General features: G+C 38.1%; 24 protein-coding genes and 1 pseudogene. 9 read left to right on the top strand and 16 right to left on the bottom strand.

The genetic code is table 11. The annotated features are described in order from the left end of the window. The first annotated feature begins 614 nt into the window (after positions 1-614). On the top strand, positions 615-1,115 hold the full coding sequence (locus KSU66_RS15475; protein ID WP_269052378.1) for a hypothetical protein: 501 nt from the start codon (positions 615-617) through the stop codon (positions 1,113-1,115). 430 nt (positions 1,116-1,545) lie between these two features. On the opposite strand, the gene KSU66_RS15470 is transcribed toward KSU66_RS15475, so the two are convergent. The 5 genes and pseudogenes from KSU66_RS15470 to KSU66_RS15450 all read right to left on the bottom strand — a co-directional run bounded on the left by KSU66_RS15470 (position 1,546) and on the right by KSU66_RS15450 (position 6,451). Then, positions 1,546-1,917, bottom strand: coding sequence for a rhodanese-like domain-containing protein (locus KSU66_RS15470; protein ID WP_269052377.1), 372 nt, complete (start codon positions 1,915-1,917; stop codon positions 1,546-1,548). Positions 1,918-1,986: 69 nt separating this feature from the next. Further along, positions 1,987-2,516 (bottom strand): annotated as a pseudogene (locus tag KSU66_RS15465) (carbonate dehydratase); the annotation flags it as partial. A 220-nt stretch (positions 2,517-2,736) separates the two neighbouring features. Next, complete coding sequence (locus tag KSU66_RS15460) at positions 2,737-3,534, bottom strand: hypothetical protein (RefSeq protein ID WP_269052376.1); 798 nt, start codon at positions 3,532-3,534, stop codon at positions 2,737-2,739. 335 nt (positions 3,535-3,869) lie between these two features. Continuing rightward, entirely contained in the window at positions 3,870-5,624 is a 1,755-nt protein-coding gene (locus KSU66_RS15455) for a GMC family oxidoreductase (RefSeq protein WP_269052375.1), read from the bottom strand. Between the two features lie 26 nt (positions 5,625-5,650). Further along, positions 5,651-6,451 carry a gluconate 2-dehydrogenase subunit 3 family protein gene (locus KSU66_RS15450; RefSeq protein WP_269052374.1) on the bottom strand — a complete coding sequence of 267 codons (801 nt, stop codon included), beginning with the start codon at positions 6,449-6,451 and terminating at the stop codon, positions 5,651-5,653. A 429-nt stretch (positions 6,452-6,880) separates the two neighbouring features. Between KSU66_RS15450 and KSU66_RS15445 the strand changes: the two genes are divergently transcribed. The 3 genes from KSU66_RS15445 to KSU66_RS15435 are packed head-to-tail and all read left to right on the top strand — an operon-like array spanning position 6,881 to position 9,466. Continuing rightward, positions 6,881-8,137, top strand: a complete 1,257-nt coding sequence (locus tag KSU66_RS15445) for a M20/M25/M40 family metallo-hydrolase (protein WP_269052373.1) — start codon at positions 6,881-6,883, stop codon at positions 8,135-8,137. 55 nt (positions 8,138-8,192) lie between these two features. Then, on the top strand, positions 8,193-8,981 hold the full coding sequence (locus KSU66_RS15440; RefSeq protein WP_269052372.1) for a DUF3100 domain-containing protein: 789 nt from the start codon (positions 8,193-8,195) through the stop codon (positions 8,979-8,981). After that, positions 8,981-9,466 carry a hypothetical protein gene (locus KSU66_RS15435; RefSeq protein WP_269052371.1) on the top strand — a complete coding sequence of 162 codons (486 nt, stop codon included), beginning with the start codon at positions 8,981-8,983 and terminating at the stop codon, positions 9,464-9,466. Before KSU66_RS15440 ends, KSU66_RS15435 begins: the two co-directional genes overlap by 1 nt. 267 nt (positions 9,467-9,733) lie before the next feature. Here the strand turns inward: KSU66_RS15435 and KSU66_RS15430 are convergent, their stop codons facing one another. The 3 genes from KSU66_RS15430 to KSU66_RS15420 form a co-directional block, all read right to left on the bottom strand. Continuing rightward, complete coding sequence (locus KSU66_RS15430; RefSeq protein WP_269052370.1) at positions 9,734-11,893, bottom strand: M28 family peptidase; 2,160 nt, start codon at positions 11,891-11,893, stop codon at positions 9,734-9,736. Between the two features lie 1,165 nt (positions 11,894-13,058). Next, on the bottom strand, positions 13,059-13,499 hold the full coding sequence (psiE, locus tag KSU66_RS15425) for a phosphate-starvation-inducible protein PsiE (RefSeq protein ID WP_269052369.1): 441 nt from the start codon (positions 13,497-13,499) through the stop codon (positions 13,059-13,061). A 225-nt stretch (positions 13,500-13,724) separates the two neighbouring features. Further along, positions 13,725-14,129, bottom strand: a complete 405-nt coding sequence (locus KSU66_RS15420) for a hypothetical protein (protein ID WP_269052368.1) — start codon at positions 14,127-14,129, stop codon at positions 13,725-13,727. Between the two features lie 375 nt (positions 14,130-14,504). On the opposite strand from KSU66_RS15420, the gene KSU66_RS15415 reads away from it, so the two are divergent. Next, positions 14,505-14,726 carry a hypothetical protein gene (locus tag KSU66_RS15415; RefSeq protein ID WP_269052367.1) on the top strand — a complete coding sequence of 74 codons (222 nt, stop codon included), beginning with the start codon at positions 14,505-14,507 and terminating at the stop codon, positions 14,724-14,726. A gap of 153 nt (positions 14,727-14,879) precedes the next feature. Then, the gene (locus KSU66_RS15410; RefSeq protein WP_269052366.1) at positions 14,880-15,101 is read left to right on the top strand and encodes a hypothetical protein; all 222 of its coding nucleotides are present in this window, start codon (positions 14,880-14,882) and stop codon (positions 15,099-15,101) included. Positions 15,102-15,219: 118 nt separating this feature from the next. Here KSU66_RS15410 and KSU66_RS15405 read toward each other — a convergent pair whose 3' ends face one another. From KSU66_RS15405 to KSU66_RS15380, 6 genes are all read right to left on the bottom strand, one after another. Then, positions 15,220-15,642 (bottom strand): FG-GAP repeat domain-containing protein, encoded by a 423-nt coding sequence (locus tag KSU66_RS15405; protein WP_269052365.1) that lies wholly within the window; start codon positions 15,640-15,642, stop codon positions 15,220-15,222. 154 nt (positions 15,643-15,796) lie between these two features. Next, complete coding sequence (locus KSU66_RS15400; RefSeq protein ID WP_269052364.1) at positions 15,797-16,051, bottom strand: GlsB/YeaQ/YmgE family stress response membrane protein; 255 nt, start codon at positions 16,049-16,051, stop codon at positions 15,797-15,799. 298 nt (positions 16,052-16,349) lie between these two features. Beyond that, the gene (locus tag KSU66_RS15395) at positions 16,350-17,078 is read right to left on the bottom strand and encodes a hypothetical protein (RefSeq protein WP_269052363.1); all 729 of its coding nucleotides are present in this window, start codon (positions 17,076-17,078) and stop codon (positions 16,350-16,352) included. Positions 17,079-17,173: 95 nt separating this feature from the next. Then, entirely contained in the window at positions 17,174-17,644 is a 471-nt protein-coding gene (locus tag KSU66_RS15390) for a peptide-methionine (S)-S-oxide reductase (RefSeq protein ID WP_269052362.1), read from the bottom strand. 156 nt (positions 17,645-17,800) lie between these two features. After that, positions 17,801-18,682, bottom strand: a complete 882-nt coding sequence (locus KSU66_RS15385; protein ID WP_269052361.1) for a restriction endonuclease — start codon at positions 18,680-18,682, stop codon at positions 17,801-17,803. Positions 18,683-19,234: 552 nt separating this feature from the next. Further along, entirely contained in the window at positions 19,235-20,185 is a 951-nt protein-coding gene (locus KSU66_RS15380) for an AEC family transporter (protein ID WP_269052360.1), read from the bottom strand. A 258-nt stretch (positions 20,186-20,443) separates the two neighbouring features. Between KSU66_RS15380 and KSU66_RS15375 the strand changes: the two genes are divergently transcribed. After that, entirely contained in the window at positions 20,444-20,665 is a 222-nt protein-coding gene (locus tag KSU66_RS15375) for a hypothetical protein (RefSeq protein ID WP_269052359.1), read from the top strand. A 664-nt stretch (positions 20,666-21,329) separates the two neighbouring features. On the opposite strand, the gene KSU66_RS15370 is transcribed toward KSU66_RS15375, so the two are convergent. Next, positions 21,330-22,061: an FG-GAP repeat domain-containing protein gene (locus KSU66_RS15370; RefSeq protein WP_269052358.1), complete on the bottom strand. Its 732-nt coding sequence runs from the start codon at positions 22,059-22,061 to the stop codon at positions 21,330-21,332. A gap of 183 nt (positions 22,062-22,244) precedes the next feature. Here KSU66_RS15370 and KSU66_RS15365 point away from each other — a divergent pair, with 183 nt between their 5' ends. Continuing rightward, positions 22,245-22,544: an EthD family reductase gene (locus KSU66_RS15365; protein WP_269052357.1), complete on the top strand. Its 300-nt coding sequence runs from the start codon at positions 22,245-22,247 to the stop codon at positions 22,542-22,544. A gap of 967 nt (positions 22,545-23,511) precedes the next feature. After that, positions 23,512-25,086, top strand: a complete 1,575-nt coding sequence (locus tag KSU66_RS15360; protein ID WP_269052356.1) for a BCCT family transporter — start codon at positions 23,512-23,514, stop codon at positions 25,084-25,086. Between the two features lie 270 nt (positions 25,087-25,356). On the opposite strand, the gene KSU66_RS15355 is transcribed toward KSU66_RS15360, so the two are convergent. Next, on the bottom strand, positions 25,357-25,771 hold a 415-nt coding region (locus tag KSU66_RS15355), incomplete at its 5' end, for a transposase (protein WP_269052355.1).

Genomic DNA, 25,771 nt, shown 5'->3' with positions numbered 1-25,771 from the left:
CCTAACACTCGGCTCGCTGCTGCAGACCAATCATGATTGATTTTTACGATTATTCATTATGAAAGTATGCAAAAATTGAAAGGTACTGCATGGTTGAATTATGACAATTCACGACTTCGGATAAAAACTCATGGGGATATCGACAAAGTGTTATGCCTAGGTACCCGATTTTCTAAGTGTCTATCTAATAGGGTACATTTTTCCGTCCACCAAGTCTTCTTTTTACCTTTAAAACATAAACTTTACAGACCATAACTTTTCCAGACAGAATGGTGAAGTTTCTTCTTGATGGTGTAGGTCGACTAAAACCTTATATAGAATGAAATAAGGATGTGATTCCCAATCAAATTTTGCTTGTTGAATGATATTGGGTTGTAGCAGTAATAATTGATTTAGTCACCCTGTATTCTGAGGTATGGTTTAGGCCGTATTATTTTTCAACCAGCTATAAAGGTAAGTTTCATTTGCTTAGGTTTTATCGAACGGAAATAATTGATGATTCTGATGTAAATCGAGGAGAGTAATATTGGAGAGAGGTGCTTCATTTGAATTTGTCATCATTTTTACGATTTACCGGGGTATGTTCAATCATTTCAGGGATTCTTTTTCTTTCTTTGGCTATTTGGTATAACACCTCGTTAGAGCAAATTGGCGCATATGTTAACTTAATCGGAATGATCTTTTTACTATTTGGTCTCGTTGGCATTTACCTTCATCAAATGAATGCTGCTGGAGTATTCGGTTTTATCACTTTTGTTCTGTTCTTTATCGGGACTGCATTATGGATGGGGTTTGGGTGGGTAGAAGTGTTTGTAATTCCTGCATTGGAAGAGATAGCACCAGAAATACTAGCTGATGCTCCTCCAGCACTGTTAAATATAGGTATGTTTACTTCGTTACTTTTCTTTTTTATCGGTTTATTATTATTTGCAATTGTGACAGCCTGGAAGGGGATACATCCCCGAGGGGCTGCCATTTTACTCATCCTCGTTCCACTCTTAGACTTTAGCCCTATTGGAACATACGTTGGTCAGCCACTAGCAGGTGTTGCTCTGATTTGGTTGGGATACTCGGTTTGGAAAGGGAAAAACGAGGAAGTTGGTCATGGCAATTGACTAAAAGAGAACTTTAGTGTCTGGATGATTTATCATTTTCAATTTCATTAAAAGAGCCTGAAAAAGTGCCTGAAGCTATCCATTAAAGGATAATTCCTGGCACTTTTTCACTTCGGATTGGTATTGCCATTAGACCCTCTCCAAAATCACTTCCAACTACTCTATCAGAGTTGGCGTTTTTTGTTTGCAAGAAGATAGTGAAAGGTAACTGTGCAAGGTTCAATTATGGAAATTCGAAAACCTGGATAAAAGTTCAATGGGATATCGACGAAGCGTTATGTAGTCGATATCCCTTTTCCACTTTATGCAATCGTAGTGAATAAATTGAATAGTGTCTCGCACAGGCACCTAAAATCTAGCCATAAATAGTTCGTCCATTTTAGTTAGTGTCCATTTACAGGACACGGTTTAAACATTAGGATATTTGCCCTTAGTATTCCACTTCACCGGTCCATGATGACATCCCTTCTGAGACGTTAACTAAATCATAGCCTTCATCGATTAAAAGTTCACTTGCTTCTTTTGATCGACTGCCGCTGCGGCAAATCACAATATACGATTGTTTTTTATCCAAAACTGCACGCTCACCAGTCTTTAGTTTAGATAGGGGTGCGTTTATCGCTCCAATAATATGTCCTTCAGCAAACTCTTCTACCTCACGGACATCAAGAACAACAGCCCCATCGTCTTGTAGCTGCTGAACTTGACTAATGTCAACGGTTAGATATCCTTTTTCTGCTTCTGTCCCACAACCCGCTAGCAATAATAGAGCAACGAAAACTATCCAGCTAACCTTCTTCATTAAACCTTCTCCTTTATCAAAAAAACATGATTACTATCCTTCATATTACCAGTTGATGCGTGGTGAGGGTGCATCGGCCTTTTCCTGGGTGTCTATATGTGCGCCTGGAGGTACAAATCGATTCGATGCAATACGCACTCCATTTGTCACGACGGCATTGTACGAAATAAAAGCCCCTTTTTCAACAATGGCATTATACACAATGGATTTAAACCCGACAAACACGGCACTTCCAATAAAACAAGGACCGTGAACAAGCGCACCATGCGCAATCGTCACTTCGTTTCTAATGAAGATTGAATAGCTTTTTTTCCCAACAGAAATGCGTTTATTTAATAATCCATGAAGAACAACGCCATCTTGAAGATTTACATTCGAGCCAATGTAAAAGGGGTTCCTTCATCCGCACGAACATTTACATTCGGCGCAATATATACATTATCTCGAATGAAAACATCACCGATCACGCTCGAAAATGGGCTTAGAAATGCTGTATCACTAATTGTTGGGTAACGTTCGACTGGATTAAATGAAGTAATTGGATTCGCACTTATAAAAGGCTGAAAACACTCGGATTCTGAATCCCTTCTCCCCCTCAAACAGACACCTCTCTTTTAGTTAGTTTCTAACCAGTTTATGTCAGTGATAAAGAATGTAGTCCGCCATTTAATTTAAATAGCTCATAAGATTGAAAGTATTGGGTAAAGCAATGAAATACAGATAATAAATGGTTGCCTATGTCTTTCCCTCCTACTTCCAATCACTAAAAGAATCCTCATATTTTAAGTACATTTTTAAAAGTACTCATATCCCTTTCCATTACTCTATTTCCCATGTCACATCAATTTTACCTTTCAACTCATCCCCTGTGACGATTATGAAATATATTCCTTCTTTTACTGCCTGAAACTGAATTGCAGTCGTATCCAAATATCCATTTGCCCCGTCCGCCTCTTCTAACTCTTTCATCACTACATACTCTCCGTTATTATCTAAAATATGATAACCATATCCTCCCCCATTCATTTGGTCAAAGGATAGATAACTTGTGACTACATTTCCCTTTTTTAAAGGGATTGGAATCTCATTTTTTCCATTGAAACGCTCAAACTCTGCGAAAAATGAGGATGTTGTCCTTTCTTCGTTCCAATCTTCTTTTATCGTAAAATCGATTAATCTTACAGATAACAACAGCGGGAAGACTAAAAGAAAAATCCATACGAATTGCTTTTTCCCCGCTAAAAAATAGCTGCTAAATGCATAGATCAACGCACATAATGCACCAATACTCCCAGCTATCAATGCAAAAAAATTAAAACCCATTAACGGTAAAAACACAATAAACCCTGCTAAGCAGTGTAAAAGAACACTTACCTTGAATGTAAACGGGATCCATTTAACTCGCACTAAATCGATTAGTACTGTTGTAACGAGTGCATATCCGCATATTAATCCCCAAGCCTTTAGATTTGATAAAGATTCTGTAAACCCATACATATCAAATCCATTTACCAAAATGAGGTATATAGACATAGTTAATACTAATAAACCAAGCGCTGAGAGTTTATTAAGTATGTACTCCATTACATTATTATTGACTTTTCTTTTTAAATTCATAAATCCCCCTAGATGAACTTTTTCAATATACTATTATTATCGTATCAGACATTCCTTATGTATTACAGATGAAATTTATATAAAAAACAGCATGATATTTTTCGGAAATTAAAAAGCGTCCACTTGATTTAGCGTACCCGTGTGACAAACAATCATGATTGTTTAAACTTTCACGATAGTTTCTTGCACAGATACGTGAAATTAGAAGTGTTTAGTAGAATAGAAATGAACTGTACCCCGAATCTTGGCCGCTTTGAAAAAAGGCCCTTGATTCGTTGTACAGTTCACTTTTTTTAATGGTATTGAATTCACTTCATAAGCTATCTTTTTAGTCGTCATGCATTTTTTGCGTGTTCTATTTGGGTTAGCAGGCCGCCAGTTTTTAAATAGCTAATCATTCCTTCAGCAGCACGATAGGCGAAAGCGCCAATTGTTCCAGTAGGATTGTAACTGCTCGTGTGTGGAAAAGACGAGCCCCCCACGACAAATAAATTTTCCATATCCCACATTTGTGAATACGTGTTGACGGCAGAATTTTCTGGAGTTGGGCCCATAATCACACCACCTATAAAGTGATCCGTATAAAACTTATGGTCAAATTGTAAATCATCTGGAACTACGTCTACATCCACAATATCTGCACCCATATTATTCATGATTTCTTCGCATCTGGCGACCCCATATTTAGATCGACTAATATCCTCTTCCATATATTTAACCGTCACACGCAAGAGTGGATTTCCTAGCGCATCTTTATAGGTTGGATCTAAATCCAAATAGCTGTACTTATTGGGTAGAAATCCAGTTTGTGATGTGATAAACAAGTTTCGATTCGTATAATGCAATGAGTTTTTCTTAAATTCCTTACCCCACAAAGGTGTTCCTTTAGGGACTTGATTATTGGAGATTGGTCTTGCACCTAACTGACTATAATGGATTTCAAAACCATGCAAGAAATCGAGATTTGTATGATCTTCATGATCCCCTGCAAAATCATCAATGGTAACACCCATCGCACCCGTTCCCGCATAGAGATTAAACTTTTTATCCTCAAAGAAGCCGCGTGCACCAATATAAGTAGAAAGATTTGAGAAATGGCCCGTAAAGTTTTTACCGATTATCCCTTTCCCTGTTTCCGGATTGTATGGAACTCCGATTTCGGATAGTAAGAGTAACTTCGTATTCGTAAAGACAAATCCAGCAAGAACAACAATCTCAGCGGGTTGTTCGTATTCTTGTCCAGTGCTCGTATCGACATAAATGACGCCAGTCGCCCGTTTCCCGTCGTGGCTGACGCGCGTGACATTTGCCCCGTTACGCAGTTCCATGTTGCCAGTTTTCTTGGCAGTTGTAAGCACCGTTCCGATTGGGTCAGCTTTCGCGCCGAAATCACAACCGTATTCTTCACAAAACGCACAATACACGCATCCATTAAGCTTTTCTCCGTCAGGGTTTTCATAAGCTTGCGATATATTGGCAGAGGGCATCCGATAAGGATGATAGCCTAACTCTTTGGTTACCGTAGTAAATAAATTAATAGCCGGCGTAGTTTTTAGTGGTGGATTAGGATACTTATCGGAGCGTGGCGGCCCGAGTGGGTTTTCTTCTCCCGAAATTCCAGCAGTTTTTTCAAACTTGTCAAAATACGGCTCTAACTCATCGTAGGTAATCCCCCAGTCTTGGATTGTTGAATGTTTTGGAATCTTCTCCTTACCATAACGCTCGACTGTTTTGCTATATATTTCAAAATCATAAGGTAGCCAACGAAAGCTCCATCCATTCCAGTGAACCCCGGCCCCGCCAGTATTTTCACCCAATCTCGCATTCACATTATTTCTTACTGGAAGTGCCGTTTCGGATAGATCACTTCTTGATGTGATTGTTTCTTTATGAAGGTTTTGCATCAAATCATATCGTTGCGAGTAACGTAGTTCGTCCTTTGTACCAATAAAGTCTTCGTGCTTCTTATCTAGACCACGTTCTAGGATGACGACTTTGTGGCCAGCTTTTGTTAGTTCTGCCGCAACAATTCCACCGGTCCATCCTGATCCTACGATGACTACATCAACCTTATCGAGTTTTTTAACCATACCATTTCCTCCTAATAGACATACGATTAATGTCCCTGATAATTTCTTAAACTAACTGGATCTATTTTCACAAAGTCTTCACTTTCAATTACCCCTGCATATGATGCTTGTGCTCCAGGAAACTCCTTCATTCTCCAACCATCCATATTTTTATTACCCCCATATAGGGGATCCGAGTAAACACCTTCTATGGTAGATCTTTGAAGTAAAAAGAAGAATTCCTGTGACAATAGACCATTCAACTTTATGTCCCCAGTTTCAAAATCTTGAAGAATCTCAATTTGCTGTGTGTCATCGGCTTTATCAAAACTGACATTAAATCGTTTCATGCTTTCTTCATTCATTTTTCTTAGCCCAAGCAGAAAAATACTTCCTCTATCCAAAATCGATTGTTCACCCCGCATTTCCGTAGGTCTTTCGCTTATATTACGCTTAGGAACAAATGGGCCTGATCGATAGTCTCTGGCATTTACTCCCCATTGACCGGCTAACTGCTTGTCAATATAATAGGGTGCTCCCAATTCAATTGCACCTGGTCCATGCTCATCTTTCGGAAATATTTGTTCTGTCGCCGCCTGAAGTACGGCAAAGTCCTCATGCCGTGTAAAAAATTGCAATGCCTCTTGAAAATCCGCCGCATTTTCTGTACCTGTATTTGTAACTGTTTCATTTTTCGTCATGAAATTGTTAGTCAGCAGTCCACCAAGAAACGAACCCCCTACAACTCCACCAGCTACCAATCCTGTATTCTTTAAAAACTTTCGGCGACTCGGGTCATATTTTTTATGATCTTTCATTTGCTTGTCATCATCTGGAGATTTTTCCATCTCATTTATCCTCCTCTATTTTATGAATTTCCGTTCACATTTCTACTGTTATTTACAAGAGCCATTAAAGCCCATCTCCTTTATTATTAGACCTGAATTACAGATTTATACAGTTACTCAGTAAATTCTCTTTCATTGATTTACTTTCAACTAATAAAGGGTACCTGCGCAAGGTTGAATTATAACAATTCATAGCTTTGGATAAAAAGTCAAGGGGGGTATCGACAAAGAGTTATTTAGTCGGTACCCCCTTCAAAATTTATGCAATTGTAGTAAGTTGATTGAATATCGTCTTGCGCACATACCTAAAATTAATTGCCGTAAAATTGTCTATTCTTAATGTACGAAATCTATTGACTTTGACAAAAATGAAACGTAAGCTAAACTAGGTTAATATCCGAAAATGAAATACGTGGAGGCGTTTTTAGTATGATTTTTAAAGAGCAGTATAGCTCAATAAAACAAGTAGCTGACAATATATTTGCTAATCCGGAATTAGGTTATAAGGAATTTAAAACTAAAAAAACTGTTTACGACTTTTTAAAATCCGTTAATCCCGAAATTGAAATTGAAGAATTCAGCACAACTGGTTTAAAAACAAGTTTAGGTGAAGATAAAGAGTTAAATTTCGCCTTCATCTCTGAATTGGATGCGGTTTACGCACCATCACATATGAATGCCGATCCTGAAACGGGTGCCGCCCATAACTGCGGACACTATTCACAAGTCGCCATCGGACTTGCCCTGTATAAGTATTTATATGAATCAAAGGCGTATGAATCGTATGCTTATAAAATCACCTTCATTTTTGTTCCGGCAGAAGAATACCTCGACCTAAATTACCGAGAAAGCTTAATGCGCAATAATGAAATCACACATTACGGCGGGAAACCAGAAGCGATGAAGCTCGGTGTTTTTGACGACATCGATTTTGCAATCTGCACACATTCGATTGGCGGAGATGTTACAAAACGTTCGGTCGAAATCAACTACTCTTTAGCTGGATTCCTTTATAAGAAGTATAAATTTATCGGCAAAGCAACCCATGCCGGTTTTGATCCGTTTTCCTCTAAAAACGCCTACAACATGTCCACCCTCTTTAACGTTGCGTTAGGGTTAGGACGCCAGCAATTCAAAGATAGTGAAATGGTACGAATCAACCCGATTGTCATGGACTCCGACATGTCTACCAACGTCATCCCGAACCATATAACGGTCGGAACGGACCTTAGAGGACAATCTGTCGACTACATCAAGGAAGTCGCAGTTAAACTTGACGACGCCGCTAAAGGAAGCGCAATGGCACTTCAAGGCGAAGTCGAAATCGAGACGCAAATGGGCTACCTTCCATTTGTACAAAACCGCTACTTAAACGAATTTGTTAAAGAAGCCTACCTTGCGAATGATGAAATCGAAGAAATCATTGAAGACAACGTCATTAGTGCTGGCGGAGATGCTGGGGATCTATCCTTCATGATGCCTGTCATCAACATTAGTTACAGTGGATTTGCGGGTACTATTCACGGAGACGACTTTATAGACATCGATCCTGAATTTGTCTTTGAAATATTCCCAAGATTCCTCTCACAAGTGTTGGAGAAAATGAACGGCAACATCGACAAATCAAAATTGTACAAAAAAACGTATGCTGAATACAAAGTGTTAATTGACTCCATAGTAGAGTAATGCATTGAATTCATTTTCACCACATCAAATTCGAAAAAGAAATGAGGCCACTCCCATGAGGGGGAAAATACTATATTTAATCATCTTTTCACTAGTGGTTGTTACCATTTCCGAGTTTATCGGTTTTCAAGCCGTTAAACTTGGTCGCTTTACCATTGGTTTACTTCCACTCGTTTTCGCTATCGTTATTACGATGATTCTAGGAATTCAAACTTTCCGAAAAGGCATTCTGAAGAAAGTTTACAGCAAAGGGAACGTTGAGTTCGCAAGTAAATACCTCATCATTATTATGCTCCCGTTAATGGCAAGGTACGGTGCGGACGTTGCGCCGAAGATTAAAGAAATCTTAGGCATTGGCTGGATTTTCTTATTTCAGGAACTCGGAAACTTGGGAACGGTCTTAATCGGCTTGCCAATTGCTTTGTTACTCGGTTTAAAACGAGAAGCAATTGGTGCTACATTAGGAATAGGTCGTGAAGGGGAGCTCGCTTATATTAGTGAGAAGTACACGTTAGAATCAGCTGAGGGACGTGGTGTACTCTCTCTTTATATTTTCGGAACGTTATTTGGATCTATTTTCTTCAGTATTTTGTCTCCGATTTTACTGGATCTCGGATTCCGCGTTGAAGCGCTCGCCATGGCATCCGGAGTCGGTTCATCGAGTATGATGGTCGCTTCCTCTTCGACGTTGGTTGCAAGAGTGCCCGAGATGGAACAAACCATCCTCGCTTATGCGGCAACAAGTCAGATGTTAACGAGCTTCTTAGGGACCTTTACGATGGTACTTTTGGCCGTCCCTCTACAGAGATTCATGTATGGTCGTTTCACAAGGGGGAATAAATAATGGCAATTACTAAGAATAAATATGTAAAATATGGACTCATTTTGTTACTAAGTATCGGGCTAATTTTATTCACACAAGAAATTAAGCTCATTAAAAATCCGGACTCCACTCCTGTGACGAATATGACCTATTTAGGTTTAGCTATTTTATGGATGTTCTCCATGATTGGGATTGCTGTTTCTGACTTAAGCAAGAAAATCCCGGTGAAAGTCATTAGGGATTTTCCTGTACTCGGATGGGTTTCCATAACCTCTTTAATTTTATGTCTGATGTCGGATGTTTTTATTGAAGCAATACGGGCAGTCGACTTCCTTTCGATCACAACACCGATACTGACTTATGCAGGTATTTCAGTAGCCGACCGATTAATGGATTTAAGGAAAACATCTTGGAAAATCGCCATCGTTGCTGTATTCGTCTTCACTGGTACATTTTTAGGAAGCGCAGTGATCAGTCAACTCGGGTTAATGCTATCGGGTAGATAAGAGATTTAATGACGCGCTAGGTGTACTTCTGTTAGTAAAAAGAAAACATTATTTAAAAAGCGGGCATCCTTTCGTTTGAAGGGTGCCCGCTTTTTCCTGATTTTTTGGGATGTCAGCTCTTTTCTTCGGATTGTCCCCCCTTTCTATTCGAATGTCAGCTTTTTTTATGAAGATGTCCGCCCTTTCATTAGTGTGGAGTACCTGTACAAGAAACAAAAAAGTCTCCCCACCAATTGCTTGGCTAGAAGACCCTCAATTACTTACACCTTATTCCAACTCACTCAATAGCTCGCCTAGTTTTTTAACACTCTCCGTTTCATCCAACACAGTTGAATTTAACAACTCTTTTTGTCTTTCTAGTGCGCCTTTTAATGTTTCAATCTCTGTGGAAACATCTGCATTCGCTAGCCCACTTTTTGCTTTCAACGAATTAATTGTATCAAATAAGTCTTCGTGGCCGACGATTCTTCCCTCGCCCCACATTAGTTTTTCTTTTGGTGCTTTTAGTACGTAATCTGTGAAGTAATTAAATACTTCTTTATCGAAGTCATATGCGTACCAGTTGTTATCGATTGCGTATAAATACTCGTCGAGCGGCGTATCGATATCGCCTTCACGAAGCGCTTCAATAGAAGCCGCTAAGTTTTCGATGTTGTTTTGTGCGTGTTCGTGCGGGAAAATTTGCTCGTCTTCCCATGTTAAACGGACAAATTGATCCTCCGCATACTTAAAAGCTGCAAGTAATCCACTGTTCAACGATCTACTTTTTTCATACAATTTCTTAGCTGTATCTGCTTCACCTTTGGAGAGTGCAGTGAAATAGTCTTCATTTACTTTCGCTACTTTCGCATTTACCTCTTCCGCAATCGTAATCACGCGGTCGATTTCTGCGATTAATTCATCCGAAGAAACAGCTGCTTCTTCAAATACAGTTGCGTTCACAACTTCTTTCATCGCTTTCAAACGCATAGTGAAATCCAGTGGAACGACTGCTGTTTGATCGTAATGCATCGTAAGTAATCCGTATAGGTTTAAGTGGAATTTCAGTGCATGTGCATTGAACGCATCTTCACTATCGAATTGGGAATGATAATGCGAGTGCATAAATTCACTGTCCTGGAAGTCATTCCGAAGCGCAGGAACACCAGCGATACCAAACGAAAAGTCATCCGACCACGTACGTAATGGTGATACAACTGAAATTCCGTCTTTATATACTTCAGATAGTTTTGGTACTTCTTTTGCAAACTCTGTCAAATAATTGTTCAATTCATATACCGAACGAATTTCATCTTGCGTTGTATGTTCATAGGCTGGCAACTCGAAGTTCATATTGGCAAATGCTTTTCCAACCCACTCAGGATGGATGTTAAAAATTTGGTTGTATGCACCTGTTGACCAATCGTACCGGGAGTTCGAAACGCCCCATTCTTCCGCCGCAAGTGCGTTAAAGATAATCGTTTTTTCAGGTTGATACCCACTATCAATCAAACCTTTTGCAACACCCATCATAAGGCCAATTGCTGCGTTATCATCTTGAAATCCAGCAAAGTAAGAATCATAATGGCCCGATAAAATGATATAAGATTCCGGGTCTTTCCCAATAATTTTACCGTAGTAATTATACGTTTTTCCGTCCATTTTCACAGTCGATTTCGCATCGAACTTCACTGTTAGCGTATTTCCATTTGCTTGAAGTGCTTCTTTCAAACTAGTTGCATCTGTTTGGGACATTGAAAATGCAGGCGCATCATCGGGTCCACAAATATCTTGTGCATTCAACGCATCGGGATCTACTTCCGCATAGCCCGCTTCTTGCACAGTAATAATACCAGCTGCCCCTTTTACATGCGCTTGATACGCCGGGTAATTGACCCACCATTCTTCACGCTGATTAATATCTACTAAAACGAGCTTCCCTTCTATATCTAGTCCTTCTAAATCTTCCGCAGTTCCTTTACCAGCGTAAATCACCTCAAGTTCTTTTACGCCTTCTGTATCAAAGTTCACTTGATAAGCACCGAGGACAGCTAGATGTTCTTCCCCGTTACTATCTGTAAATGTTAAATCTGCTTTTTCAAATTCCCACGTGTCTACTTTGAACTCATCTTTTGTCACTTCGACAAGTCCAATTCTTTTCATTTCTTCCCCGATATGTTCACCGGTTTGTATCTCCGCAACCGATCCTGCAGTGCGGAATCCAAGCTTCTCATTCGTCTTAAATTGTTCTAAACTCTTTGCAAATTCAAAAGCATACTTCACATCAACTACAGAAAGGTAATTATCTTTTCCATCTGTTAATGGAACAGTTTTTACATCCTCAACTGTCTCTTCCTTCACTTTAGTTGGTTCTTCCTTAGGTGTGCATGCCGTTAATGATATTCCTACTATCATCGACAAAGTCAAGTAACTCATAAGCTTTTTCATTTACCACAGTCCTTTTCACTTTTTTTTTCAACTAGCTAATTAAACGATAAAAAAGGACAATTAGCAATACTTATTTAAAATATATTTTTTCCACGAAACTCCTTGTGAAAATGGAAAATTCCGCCTGTGCACCATACAATTCAAACCAATCCTGTATTGTGTCCGAATTGCACCGTGCACGGCAGCGCTTTAAAAATGACGCTTCGTCGCTTGGTGATGGCCTCACGCAATAAGCCCGTGGGAAAGAGCATTGTCGGTCTTCTTGCTTCGGCTCACACTAGTCGCTCCTGCGATAGTTCGATCATTACAAAATTACTTTTGATTTTATTTGAATATTTTTCAAAGGCTTCACCGACTTGGATGTGTTTTAAAACCGGAACCGACAACAAATTTCTTTGAGTAATCGAAAACTGCCTGCAGACTATCCCTTTCATCCTCAAAGAACGAGTCTTCTAAAAACAAAATTAGCTGATCATGCCCATCTACTTTGTACTTTTTAGTGAAACGATATCCTGTATTAATTTTACGAGGCGGTGCTACTGAAAGGCCGGTCCTTTGAGCAAACAGGCCCTCATCAAGATGTCGAGCAAGTTGTCATTAAGAATCACTGAAGTAAGGATTAAAGCACCTGTGAATGAAACGATCCTATTATTTCAACACTCACGTTTATATAAACATTCAATGATTGTTGCACAGGTGCGTGTTTTCAAAAAAATAAGATGACGACCTCTTTATCCGAAGAGACCTTTATCTTATTTTTAAATTCAAACTTGGCTTCTTCTACCATCAAGTCAGAACTGATAATGATCTTGTGTCGCATTATGAAAGGTACCCGCGCCAAATTCTAATTACTATTGCTTGAAAACTCCGTTCGCCTCTGGGATGTCATCCATGTCTATAGCATTCATTTGACAGAAGTACTCCAGAAATTTTTTAGCTTCTTTGATTTGCTCTTCATCTGTTTTTAATGCATTGATATCTTTTAAGTTTTCATATTATATTCCCAGTGATTTTACAGCTATGCAACCCTAGTAGGTACGCGAAATATTGTATAAAAGACAAGAGGATATCGGCAAAGTTATATAGTCGATATCCCCTTTCTTATTTTATGCAATTGTAGTTAATTAACTAAATAGCTTCGTGCGCAGGTACCTGAAATTCGACTCTATTGCTTTTTAAAATACCATTTACTATCAGGTCGATCACGTGGCGTCATATTGATGATAAAATAGCCAATAATTAAAATCAGAATGACAAAGGAATAGATTAATGTATGGGCGGGATGATCGTGATCAACAATGACCAATCTCACCATCGCAGTGATGCCAATATAAATAAAATAACGAAGCGGGAAATGATATTCTTCTTCAAAGTATTTAACAATCATCGCGATAAATTCGAAATATAAAAAGAAGATTAGAATATTTGCCAAGTAAGTTTTATAGTCGGTATGATCGCCAGTTAGCAATAGATGGCCAAAGACAAATAATTCTTTAATTAATACAACAGACAAAATAATGGCGAGAATAACGAGCATAATATTCAAGTACATTTGTAAGACTTTAGGGAAAACTTGTAAAACATGCGCATACTTTTTCTTGAGCATATAAACTCCCCTATTCGATGATTTATTATTATAAGCGCTAGTAATATTATTTGTCAATCGAATGATTTCACGATAGTGAAAGGTACCTGTGTCAGGTACAATTATAACAATTCACGACTTTGGATAAAAAAACAAAGAGATATCGACAAGTTGTGTTAAAATCTGCCGCAGTTCCCTTACCAGCGTAAATAACCCCAAGTTCTTTTACGCCTTCTGTGTCAAAATTCACTTGATAAGTACCGAGGACACTAGATGTTCTTCCCCGTTACTATCTGTAAATGTTAAATCTGCTTTTTCAAATTCCCACATGTCTACCTTGAACTCATCTTTTGTCACTTCGACAAGACCAATTCTTTTCATTTCTTCCCCAATCTGTTCACCGATTTCTATCTCTTCAACCGATCCTGCAGTGCGGAATCCAAGCTTCTCATTCGTCTTAAATTGTTCTAAACTCTTTGCGAATTCAAAAGCATATTCCACGTCAACTACAGAAAGGTAATTATCTTTTTCATCTATTAAAGGAACAGTTTTTACATTCTCAACTGTCTTCTGTTCTTCCTTAGGTATACATCCCGCTAATGACATGCCGATTACCATCGACAAAATCAAGCAACTCATGAGCTTTTTCATTTATCACAGCCCTTTTCTCTTTTTTTCCATCTAGCTAATTAAACGATAAAAAAGGACAATTAGCAATACTTATTTAAAATATACTTTTTCCATGAAACTCCTTGTGAAAATGGAAAATCCCGCCTGTGCACCATACAATTCAAACCAATCCTTTATTGTTTCCGAATTGCACCGTGCACGGCAGCACTTTTTATTGTCCAAGTAGTTTCTAGGTACCTGAAATGTGTTGCTTTATTCTCACGAAACTCTAATCTGCTTCACCTAACTTTTTAATTTTGAGTAGTTAATATAAGAACATAAGCTAAACGGAAACAAAACATAATCAAAACAGTTCAAGGAATACTTAAAAAACAACTAAAAAAGGGGATTTTCATTATGCTACAAAATATTGAAGTAATTACACCATTGTTTGAAGGTCAAGTTAACGAACGTTTTCAATTTAAACTAAACATTGAAGGGAACGACTATCGAGGGATCTTTCATGATAAGGAAGTTCAATGGTTTCATCCACAACCTCATAATAAAATTGAAAAAGACGAACTTAACTTCGTTGAAGCTAATGTTCGTAATTTGATGAATAACCGTTTAATACATTGACAATCTCTGAAAGAATACACTATTGTTGCTTTATTCTCACGAAACTCTAATCTGCTTCACCTAACTTTTTAATTTTGAGTAGTTAATATAAGAACATAAGCTAAACAGTTTAGGGAATACTAAAAAGACCAACTAAGAGAGGGGATTTTCATTATGCTACAAAATATTGAAGTAATTACACCATTGTTTGAAGGTCAAGTTAACGAACGTTTTCAATTTAAACTAAACATTGAAGGGAACGACTACCGAGGTGTTTTTCATGATGAGGAAGTTCAATGGTTTCAGCCGCAACCTCATAATAAAATTGAAAAAGATGAACTTAACTTTGTTGAAGCTAGTGTTCACAATTTGATGATTAACCGTCTATCACACTGAAAAACGTGGCTATATTAGCCACGTTTTTTTGGGCATTTCTTTATAGGTAAGCGCCAAATAGCGCCCACCTGTTTTTCAGGGGGCGCTATTTGGCGCTTACGTTTAACTCTACTAGACCTTAATTTCGAAAATCCCGCCTGTGGACAACACAATTTAACCCAATATTGTATTGATTGAAGTCAAACAATTTTCTAGCTTCATTATTAACGAATGAATAAATATAATTAAACGTAAATGCGCCAGATCCGCCTGATTCAATGGAAATCAGAATGTCCATGATGCCATCCTTAGTAAAATCCCCTAGGAACACAGTTGGGTGATAACCTGAATTTCCACTTTCATCTAGTGAAATGGTATAAACTTTTTTTGTTACACCATCTTGAATATTTAATGTAATCTGCTCTAAATAGGGACTGGATGGATCTGCCGACTTTACTGCTGTCAAATATACGTAATCTGTCATCCCGTCACCATTCACATCCCCATATGCACCGCTTACTATTTCCGGTTGTCTGTAGCGATATGGATTATTTACATACACGCTTCCCCACACTTCTACCTAATCGTTTATATCAACGTATTCACTCAATCGATTAGGTGACTCATTATTCATTATAATAGGTACCTATGCCAGTCGGAATTTTAATGGGATTCTGAATAATATCCAGGTTGTGTGAGGCACAGGCACCTTTTCTTCAATAATTTTTCCGCATTGATTTCATAACGTAACTTACAACTATTACAAAAATCAGCGCGCCAACAATAGCAGGCACGATAAAAAAGTCTCCTAATTGTGGGCCCCAATTACCAAATAAGTTTCCTCCAATCCAAGCACCAATAATTCCCGTAATAACATTCCCAACAACACCGCCCGGGACACCCCTACCAGTAATGAGACTAGCAAACCAACCAATCACACCGCCAACTATTAAATATAAAATTAAACTCATTCCATACGCCCCTTCTCATAGTTTCACGCTTATCCAAAACCCTTAAATTTAAGCAAAAAGAGAATTTTGGTGATGCAGCTGTACTAATAATCTATTCTCTGTAAAAGCATAGTATTCACCTAATGAAAGTCGTACGCTCGGACTTAACATGAGTAACGATAAAGATTAGTAATATTCTAGAATAGAAAGAAAGGTGACTGCGCAAGACACAAATCTAAGTAGTTTCCAGATTGTGTGATACACAGGCACCTTTACTCATTATTAAAGCACCTAAACGTAATGTTTAGGTGCTTTAACGTTAAATGATATTCTGTTCCCCAAATACATGCGTGATTAACGTACGTCTCTTATCTTCTACAACCGCCGTTAGACGATGATTGTTTGTAAACTCTTCATACTCATTTTTAGATATCATTCGCCTATCTTCATTGGAAAGAAGAACAAATTCGGTACCAGCCAATTTCTCTTGAAGCTTCATGGAAAGCGCCTCAACACTAATTCCACTAGAAGACCCTACATTAGACTCTTCCGACAATCCGTCCGCCACTTTCATCGATGCTTTTGCAAGTTCAATCGAACAATAAACAATAAAAAGATGTGCCTTAATCAGTTGATCATCCCATAACGGAAAAGCAGAATCATCGTCATGAAGCGCCTTATCGAAATAATTGATTGCCTTAATCCAGTTTCTATCCTCATAGTGGAGAAACGCATAACGGTAATTAGCCTCAGCGTTACGGGGATTTATTTTCAAAACTTGTCCGAATGTATTTTTTACTGCATAACGATCTTTATTTGTTCCAGTTTTCATATGAAAAGCGTAGTCCATCATTGAACGAATTAATTTATCTTGTTCTTCCTGAGTCAGAATATCTAGCGACTTTTTCAAGCGAATCTTCTGGCGGGATAAATCAGCAATACGCGCTGTAAATTTAAAAGGATCTTTTTGTTTTTCTGCTTTTAATAACTGAGTGATTTCCTTTAAACGTTCTTCATTAGATTGCTTTTTATTATTTTGTCGAATCACTGCAACGCCTCCACTATTGGTGAAAATTACTTTAATTGATGGCAGATCCAATCTTTTCATTGTGACTGTCACTTTTCATTTTTTAATTTTCTCTCTTACTTATACCTACTTAATAATTCTTCTGGAATATGACAATAATCATTTGGACATCTAGCTAACCTATCTTGATGTTCTTCTGCACTTCTCACATAGTTTGTAAGAGGTAATACTTCAACAACTATAAGGTCATAATCATTTCTCTCACTAAGAAACGCCTTCGCCTCTTTTAAGTGTTCAGGATTGTCACTATATACCCCTGTTCTGTATTTCTCGCCAACATCCTGTCCTTGTTTATTCAAACTGTATGGATCAATGATTTCAAATAAATATCCCGTTAATTCCCTGATCGTTACAACTGCCGGATCAAATTCTGTTTTCACACATTCGGCGTACCGATCATAATCACCCTCAAGTGTATGGCTTGTTCCATTAGCTCTTCCTGCTTCTGTAAACTTAACGCCAGGTAAAATTTTTATAAAAGCTTGTACGCCCCATAAACATCCACCTGCAAAATATACAACTTCCATATTGACTCTCCTCTTTGTTTAAAAAACCAAAATATTGCAAACTAGTCAAATCTGTATAGCAAGTATAACATTCCCATTTCTGAAATTTTTTTTATCAATGATCATCTAGAAGGTATGAAGTGGTAAATTTCGTCGGCTGAAATCTCCACAATCAACTTATTCAATAAAAAAATCTTCGTCTATTTTCTTCACAATAAACACATTGTCTTCGCTCACGCCAATATTATACTGGAACATAAATTCAGCAAGCTCTTTACCGCTAATCAAAATAATTTTCATTCCAATTTTACTTACATAATCAAGTGCATTCACAGTGAAGTCTGAAGTCGTAATAAACACACCCTTCTGGGCTTGTTGCCCAGCCAAACTTCCAGCGAATTTTTGAATTTCTGGTCGCCCAACTGAACCTTCCCATCTTTTCGCTTGTAAATAAATCATTTCAAGTCCTAAGACATCTTCTTTAATAATGCCATCTATACCTTCATCGCCGCTTCTTCCAATAGCCTTTCCCGCATCTTCAATGGAACCCCCATACCCCATTGATACGAGTAATTTAACGACAAGTTCCTCAAAGAACTCGGGTGAACCTAACTTTACCTTCTCCAACAACTCTTTCTTCAATGCGTTTTTAAGTTGCGCATAACTAATCGTTAACTGTTCTTCCGGGTTCAATTCTATTGGATCCAAACTAACGGGCTGAATAGGTTCTACTTTTGTTCCAACATTTTGGAAATCCCTAAACTCATCGAATCCCATTAAATCTTTACGTGTGAGCGTTGTTATACCTGAATCATTTAATATGGATTGCCCGCGTTCCGAAATTCTATATACACCTCGTTGAACTTGCTCTAAAAGACCTGCTTTAAATAAATAAGTGCGTGCCCAGCCGATTCGGTTACGGTAAACCAATTGCTTTCCACTTGGTAAATACTCCGCACGTTGTTCTTCAGTTAATGAAAACTCACGTGCCAATTGATCATATAAGTCCCCTGTTTTATGTACTTGTCCATCTTCAAATATTTTTAATAGTGGATACATGAAAGTTTGATAATCAGGAATCACTTTAAGTCGCCTACTTTCTGTGATTTGTATACTAATAAATTCATAATTAAAACTTATATCCCCATGAGAACCCCTAATAGGTATTAAAATAAGTTACAAAACAGTTCCCGGTTGCTTCATAACCTGGTTCCCAAACTCTATTTACTTAATTATAACACTTATAGGTAAATGTTCATGGAAGATAGGTGCCAGCACTTGGCTGTAATTTACACTTCACGACATGTAAAGTGTCTGTTGAGTGGTCATGAAGTATGCAATATAGGATTCCAAGGTATTGATTGGGATTCGATATGATCAAGGATACATTCGGCAGCATTTAATTTTCAATGAATAGTAAAGAATTCATTGAACGCAAAAAAACACCGTACGCACCAAAGAGGGGTCGGTGTTTGTGGGGATATTAAGAAAGACCCCTGTCCACGAAACAAATCTAGTACAAATCTAAATAGTTTCCAAGTTGTTTGATGCACAGGCACCTTTTCTTATGCTGCGGGGGCACCTGATTACCCCATCAAGAAAGGCACTTAATTAAGAGTAAAAAAATGGATGCAACCATTGCAGGAGACTGTATAGCAACGGGATTGTAAGCATACAAAGCAGTGTCGTCATCATCACACCAAATGATGCAAAGGAAGCATCGCCGCCAAACTTTTGTGCATAGACAGAGGTAGTGGATGCACTTGGCATGGCGGATGTCAACACTGCAACGATCAATAAGGGGTATGGTACATGTAGAAAGAGAAAAACGAATAAAAACAAAGGAAAGATCAGTAATTTAAACATGGCGGCATTCCAGACATATAGATTCTTACTATATCGCCTAAATTCTTGCCATCCTATGTCTGCGAGCAAACTACCTATCAATAGCATCGATAAAGGAATGGTCATCTTGCCAACACTTTCAAACGTAACTAAAAACGGACGAGGCCACGTATACGGAAGAAACAACATGACCAATCCGACCAAGGTGGAAAGAATGCCAGGATTGAAGAACAATGCAATCCAGTTTACGCCTTGTTCTCTTTTCGTAAAGATATAAATACCGTAAGTCCAAATAAGGATTAAATAGCAAATATTAAAAATGGTTAAGTAAATAATTCCCTGTTCGGCCATTAATAGATAAATGATAGCAAATCCGATAAAGCCTTGATTTCCAAAAATGATTAAACTTTCATACACAGTTTTTTGTTTTTCAGGTAGCATTGCTTTTCTCCTGAGCCAAGACGCCAAAATGACAGAAATGCACAAAATGAAGATGGACATGGCCACCAACCAAGCGGAATCTGTCAACAGTTCAGTTGAAAAAGTTGTGTTAAGTGAGTATAAAATTAATGCTGGTAATGTGATGTATAGCATGAGTTGTGTAATGACTTGGTTGGCATTCGAATTAAGTATGCTCATTTTTCGGCTTGCAAAACCAATCGCAGCAATAATATAGAGGGGAACTAATACTTGTAAAAACGCACCCGTAGATAGCAAGTACCTTCTCTCCTTTCTCCGCTGTTTTAGTATATGAATCTAAAGGAGAGTAGGAGATGCTTGTTTTTTCTTTATATCATGATCTTCTGCCGTTTTACTAATTGATGTGCGAATGCAGAACTATGTGTTTGTCTAAGTAAAGAGTGCCCGCGTGACCAACAAATAGGTACGCAAAATCAATTGCCCACGTTCTATATCCCAATCACCTTCATAAAATGAATGTATACCAACGCTAATTTTAAAAAAGGGGATTAGAAAATGTATGCCATTCATTATATTGAAAACAAAATTGAACTACTCAATGTAGCATCACGGATAATACCGGCCGTGGATGAAAGCGTGAGGATAAAAGGCCGTAACGGAAAAGTGATAAGAGTTGAGAAGATGAGTGAAACTAAATATTTTGTGTTTGTCGAGTTTGAAAAGGAAGTTGTAAAAAGCAACACAAACTTAAGGGGTATTGGTAAGAAAAGAAAATGACTTTCTATTGATATCGTGCATTTTGACAATTCGAAAAAGGGAATCAGGTATAAAACCCTGGTTCCCTTCATCCTAGTAGATTACCATTCCACCTGTGTCATAATAAAAGGTACTTATACTGCAAACAATCATGTTTGTTAAACTGTCTGAAAAACTTCTTCCACAGGCACGAAAGATTCCCCCACCAGTATCACTTCCCCCTCACAAACAACACCTTATACCACTGATTCACTAGAAACGGCATTATGGACAAGCAATAGATAAGACCCATAACGCTGTGCAACGAGGTCCTATAAGGCCTCAGGCACTCAATCCTATGTGCTCTACGCTCGGGGAAGGCGCCTATTGATTAATTCATTTCCAAGTTGAAATGCAGGATTTCTCAGACTTTTTCTTGCATGACAAATGGACTGTAATTGTCTACCTTTGCTGTTTCTTAAGCGGCGATTGCAGTTGGCGACTAGCTTAGTTATGGATTTGTTAAAGCGTATGTTTCCTTCAATTTCCCGATGACTTTCCCACTTACAGATAGTACTTAATACGAGTGCTTTGACCAGGGCAAAGTCCGTCAACTTCTTTTCATCATAGTTCATTAAAGGACATGCCTATCAAGGTCAACAAACTAGAAAATCACAATATTAATTCTTATTCTTCATTAAAAACATTAACTGTTTCCGAAGACCCCTAACCAATTCTGCCATATTGCAAACTTTTGTCCATCCCATTGCAGTGTATTGATGACATACCCAAACGAATCCGCATGGTAAAGGCCGCTAATTTTTTGATAAGCCTGTATTTCATACACACCATCACGGTCCATATCGACTGGATAGAATCCGCTTACCCCATCAGCCATCCCCGTAATTGGTTTTTTTAATGTTCCATTTTCATTGTAGATTTGTGATAGATAATCAGCGCCTCTGCCATTAATAGCAATTAGATACGATTGATCTGATGACAAACTTTGTACGCTTATTTTATATTGATCCAAATAATTAACTGAATACTGATTCACCTTATTATATTGATCGACATCAAACAATTTCCTAGCTCGATTATTAACGAATGAATAAATATAATTAAACGTAAATGCGCCAGATCCGCCTGAGTCAATGGAAATCAGAATGTCCATGATGCCATCCTTAGTAAAATCTCCTAGGAACACAGTTGGTTGATAACCTGAATTACCGCTTTCATCTAGTGAAATGGTATGAACTTTTTTTGTTACACCGTCTTGAATATTTAATGTAATCCGCTCTACATAGGGACTGGATGGATCTGCCGACTTTACTGCTGTCAAAAATACGTAATCCGGAATCCCGTCACCATTCACATCCCCATATGCACCGCTTACTATTTCCGGTTGTCTGTAGCGATATGGATTATTTACATACATACTTCACCACTCCTACCTAATCTTTTATATCAACATATTCACTCAAGTGATTAGGTGACTCTTTATTCATTATAATAGGTACCGAATAACCCATTGTATTTACCTTTCAGCAACATTTACGAATAGGGAGAAACAAAGAAGAATACATTACATAAGAACATTACAAAGGAGTGGGGTTACTTCATGGCTAAAATGATTATTATGTATGAACAACCTATGGACAAGGTTGGATTCAAAAAGCATTATTTTGATGTACATGTTCCCTTAGGTAAAAAGATACCAAATATTATCAATAATTCCGTACATCACGTTATTCAGTCTCAAAATACAAATCTTGATTTATACTTGATTACAGTACTAGATTTTGAAAATATGGAAAAGCTAACGGAAGCATTTGCTAGCCCAGAGGCAAAAGCTGCAGAAGAAGATGGTGTAAATCTTTTCAAGTATGTTAATCCACCAATTATTACGATAGTTGAGTAGTTTTTAACAGATAATCCACCAATTAATCGAATAAAAAAACAGGAACTTAACCATGGATTAATTTTATAGTTCGCCAATCTGTCTACCAATAAATAAATGAACCGCTCAGTTATAGTGTTACTGACGTATTAAATTAGTTATGCTAAGTGGTTCGAGCCGATGAGTGCGAGTAAGAGCGCTACTGATTAGTAAAAGAAAATAACAAAAAAGAGGATTTCGACAAAGTGCTATATAGTCGAAATTCTCTTTTTTATTATTATTTTATGAAATTGAGTTAATTTCATAATAGAAGATTTAGTGTTGAAATACGAACAAAGTTGATTTCCGCTTCGGGCGGACGCTTTCCGTGGGCACGGCTTCAATCTCCTCGTCACTGCGTTCCTGCGGGGCTTTCAGCTCGCGCTGTTCCCACTGGAGTCGCCGCCCTCCGCTTCAATCAACGAAACGCCTTCTATATTAATGAACAATAAAACTTAAAACGCCGTTATCATTCGCATTTTAAGTTGAAATAGGGGATTATGAAATCGACTCAATTGTAATCAATTAACTGAATAACTCCTAAGGAAATTCTAATATTTTATTCGATTTGTCACACACTATTTTAAATCTGACTATTCAAGGTAATTATGCGCGAAAAAATCCAACTAATTATACTTTAGGTGATTTCGAAATAGAATCTACCTTTCCCTTTCTTTTTAATCAATTTACAGATAGACTAGCTAATTCCGGCATTAATTATTTGAACGAAGTTTTCGGACTAACAGGTGTTAGTAAAATGAGTTCGGGTTAGGATTACTTTCTAGAGTATGTCCACCGATTACGCACCGTACGAACGACACGAATACTTGAAGGTATCTATTTTATTTGGTTCTCTTTCTTATGTTGTCATCGTAGCAGTCAAGTAATTTCACGACTTTTTTTCATACAATAAGCATTTACAGTACATACTATTAAAGGAGGTTTTTGTTTGAATAAATACGAATCGAAAACAGATCAACCCGTACTTATTATCAGTGGTGGGTTGCTTGTCGCTTTTGTTATTGCATCGTTTATCAATATAGATTTTGTATCGAACATGGTGAATCTATCATTCGCTTTTGCTGTGAAATACTTTGGGGCATTTTGGCAAGTTTTGTTGTTAGGGACGTTTTTCATCGCACTTTTCCTAGGATTCTCAAAATACGGTAACATTCGTCTCGGTGGGATTGAAAGACCAGAAATTAATTATTTCAAATGGATCGCAATGATTATGACAACATTACTTGCGGGTGGAGGCGTATTTTGGGCAGCTGCTGAACCAATGTTCCACTTTCTGGAGCGTCCACCTATTTTTGCAGGTAAAGGTGTAGAGTCGGGTACGGAGAGTGCCGTTATTCCCGCATTTGCACAAGCGTTCCTACATTGGGGTTTTCTTGCATGGTCGATACTTGGTACGTTAGGAACCATTGTATTGATGTATGCACATTACCAAAAAGGCATGCCGTTAAAACCACGCACATTGCTATATCCGTTGCTTGGTGAAAAAATCATGAAAAACAGTGCACTTGGCACGATTATCGATGCGTCTGCAGTGATTGCAGTTGCAGCGGGGACAATTGGGCCAATTGGTTTCCTCGGCTTACAAGCCGCTTACGGATTGGAAGCGTTGTTTGGAGTACCGAACAACTTGTTTACACAAGTGACGATTATCATTAGTGTCGTAGCCATCGCTACAATATCAGCGATTACAGGTTTACGTAAAGGGATACAATTCCTTAGTAATTTAAATGTCATCATTACGCTCATTTTAATGGTTGCGATTTTAATACTAGGCCCGGGTGGCTTCATCATTGATACGTTCCTTGCAGCAACTGGGTTTCATCTTCAAGAATTCCTAACAATGAGTACATTCCGCGGGGATTCGGTTTGGTTAGGTGCTTGGACAATCTTTTTCTGGGGTTGGTTCATCGGATATGGTCCAATGATGGCAATCTTTATTGCGACGATTACACGTGGACGCACAGTCCGCGAGTTAATTTTAGCAGTGTCCATTACTGCCCCAGCTGTTACCGCATTTTGGTTTACGGTTGTTGGCGGAACGGGAATGTTCTATGAACTCGCCGAGCCCGGCGTCGTGTCGGATGCCTTGAACACATCTGGTATGCCGGCCGCGATGGTGGCCATAACACAACAATTACCGCTGAGTTCTTTAATTGCACCGCTCTTCTTGATCGTTACCATTTTATTCGTTGTCACCACTGCTGACTCGATGGCGTATACGATTTCAGTTGCAATCACAGGTGATGGTCATCCACCAAAAAGTATGCGTGTTTTTTGGGCAATTATTATGGGTACTGTAGCTGTTGTGCTCTTAATGATTAGCGAAGGTGGAATTGAAGCGATTCAATCGTTTATCATCGTTACAGCAATTCCAGTTTCGTTACTTTTACTCCCAACGCTTTGGGCCGCGCCGAAAGCAGTTAAAATTATGTATAAAGAACAGTTTGGTAGCAAAATAAGAGTGAAGAAGAAAACAGAAGTTGATTCAACGAAAAAACCTTAATATGCGAACGCAACCCCTGTCGACGTGACAGGGGTTTTTCATACTACTAAACAAGTTCTTGCACCTATTCGACGGAAAAAGGGACATCAAGTGGATATTAATTTTGAAAAAGCGTGACAATGTTTTTGAGGTACTTGTAGATCAAATTATTATGAATGTTTATGACACGGGTATCGATCACTAGCGTTGCATAGTTTACAAATACTGTTAATTAATGAAAAATAATACAATAAAAAAACAAAAAAGAAAACTCTCCGCTAAAATAGGAATTTAAATTTTCTTCTCTTTATTTGTGAAGTGCTCTTTAGTAATGGGTAAGATGATTGCTACATTTTCTCCGTAATCCATTCGAATTGGAATGCACTCCGGAAGTTTTTGTCTGCCTTTACTTTTCTTTAAGCGACGAGTAGAACTTGCTAACAACTTGGCGATGGGTCTGAATAAATAGGCTCGCATTTGTCGAAGAAATTCCCAAGCTGATTTTTTGGGCTGGTGAGTTAACCGCATAATCTCGATCAAAGCAAAGGCTATTAATGTAATGTACATCTGGTTCCAGATACCTTTCGGAGACTGACTAAATAGATGATTGAGTTTCAAATGTTGCTTAATCCATTTAAAGAAAAGCTCGATGTACCAACGATTTTTGTATGTTTCCAGAATTTCTTCTTCACTCAAATCCAGACGG

It is taken from the genome of Sporosarcina sp. G11-34, assembly GCF_026931025.1.
Note: the sequence above shows the minus strand (reverse complement) of the source record. Positions and strands in the feature narration are given on the sequence as shown.

What these genes read in the sequence shown, in the direction of transcription:
- KSU66_RS15410 (WP_269052366.1), top strand. Translation starts at nt 14,880, where the DNA reads ATGCTACAAAATATTGAAGTAATTACACCATTGTTTGAAGGTCAAGTT.
- KSU66_RS15435 (WP_269052371.1), top strand. Translation starts at nt 8,981, where the DNA reads ATGGCAATTACTAAGAATAAATATGTAAAATATGGACTCATTTTGTTA.
- KSU66_RS15415 (WP_269052367.1), top strand. Translation starts at nt 14,505, where the DNA reads ATGCTACAAAATATTGAAGTAATTACACCATTGTTTGAAGGTCAAGTT.
- KSU66_RS15400 (WP_269052364.1), bottom strand. Translation starts at nt 16,051, where the DNA reads ATGAGTTTAATTTTATATTTAATAGTTGGCGGTGTGATTGGTTGGTTT.
- KSU66_RS15420 (WP_269052368.1), bottom strand. Translation starts at nt 14,129, where the DNA reads ATGAAAAAGCTCATGAGTTGCTTGATTTTGTCGATGGTAATCGGCATG.
- psiE (WP_269052369.1), bottom strand. Translation starts at nt 13,499, where the DNA reads ATGCTCAAGAAAAAGTATGCGCATGTTTTACAAGTTTTCCCTAAAGTC.
- KSU66_RS15455 (WP_269052375.1), bottom strand. Translation starts at nt 5,624, where the DNA reads ATGGTTAAAAAACTCGATAAGGTTGATGTAGTCATCGTAGGATCAGGA.
- KSU66_RS15450 (WP_269052374.1), bottom strand. Translation starts at nt 6,451, where the DNA reads ATGGAAAAATCTCCAGATGATGACAAGCAAATGAAAGATCATAAAAAA.
- KSU66_RS15365 (WP_269052357.1), top strand. Translation starts at nt 22,245, where the DNA reads ATGGCTAAAATGATTATTATGTATGAACAACCTATGGACAAGGTTGGA.
- KSU66_RS15430 (WP_269052370.1), bottom strand. Translation starts at nt 11,893, where the DNA reads ATGAAAAAGCTTATGAGTTACTTGACTTTGTCGATGATAGTAGGAATA.
- KSU66_RS15370 (WP_269052358.1), bottom strand. Translation starts at nt 22,061, where the DNA reads ATGTATGTAAATAATCCATATCGCTACAGACAACCGGAAATAGTAAGC.
- KSU66_RS15460 (WP_269052376.1), bottom strand. Translation starts at nt 3,534, where the DNA reads ATGAATTTAAAAAGAAAAGTCAATAATAATGTAATGGAGTACATACTT.
- KSU66_RS15440 (WP_269052372.1), top strand. Translation starts at nt 8,193, where the DNA reads ATGAGGGGGAAAATACTATATTTAATCATCTTTTCACTAGTGGTTGTT.
- KSU66_RS15390 (WP_269052362.1), bottom strand. Translation starts at nt 17,644, where the DNA reads ATGGAAGTTGTATATTTTGCAGGTGGATGTTTATGGGGCGTACAAGCT.
- KSU66_RS15385 (WP_269052361.1), bottom strand. Translation starts at nt 18,682, where the DNA reads ATGTATCCACTATTAAAAATATTTGAAGATGGACAAGTACATAAAACA.
- KSU66_RS15375 (WP_269052359.1), top strand. Translation starts at nt 20,444, where the DNA reads ATGTATGCCATTCATTATATTGAAAACAAAATTGAACTACTCAATGTA.
- KSU66_RS15445 (WP_269052373.1), top strand. Translation starts at nt 6,881, where the DNA reads ATGATTTTTAAAGAGCAGTATAGCTCAATAAAACAAGTAGCTGACAAT.
- KSU66_RS15470 (WP_269052377.1), bottom strand. Translation starts at nt 1,917, where the DNA reads ATGAAGAAGGTTAGCTGGATAGTTTTCGTTGCTCTATTATTGCTAGCG.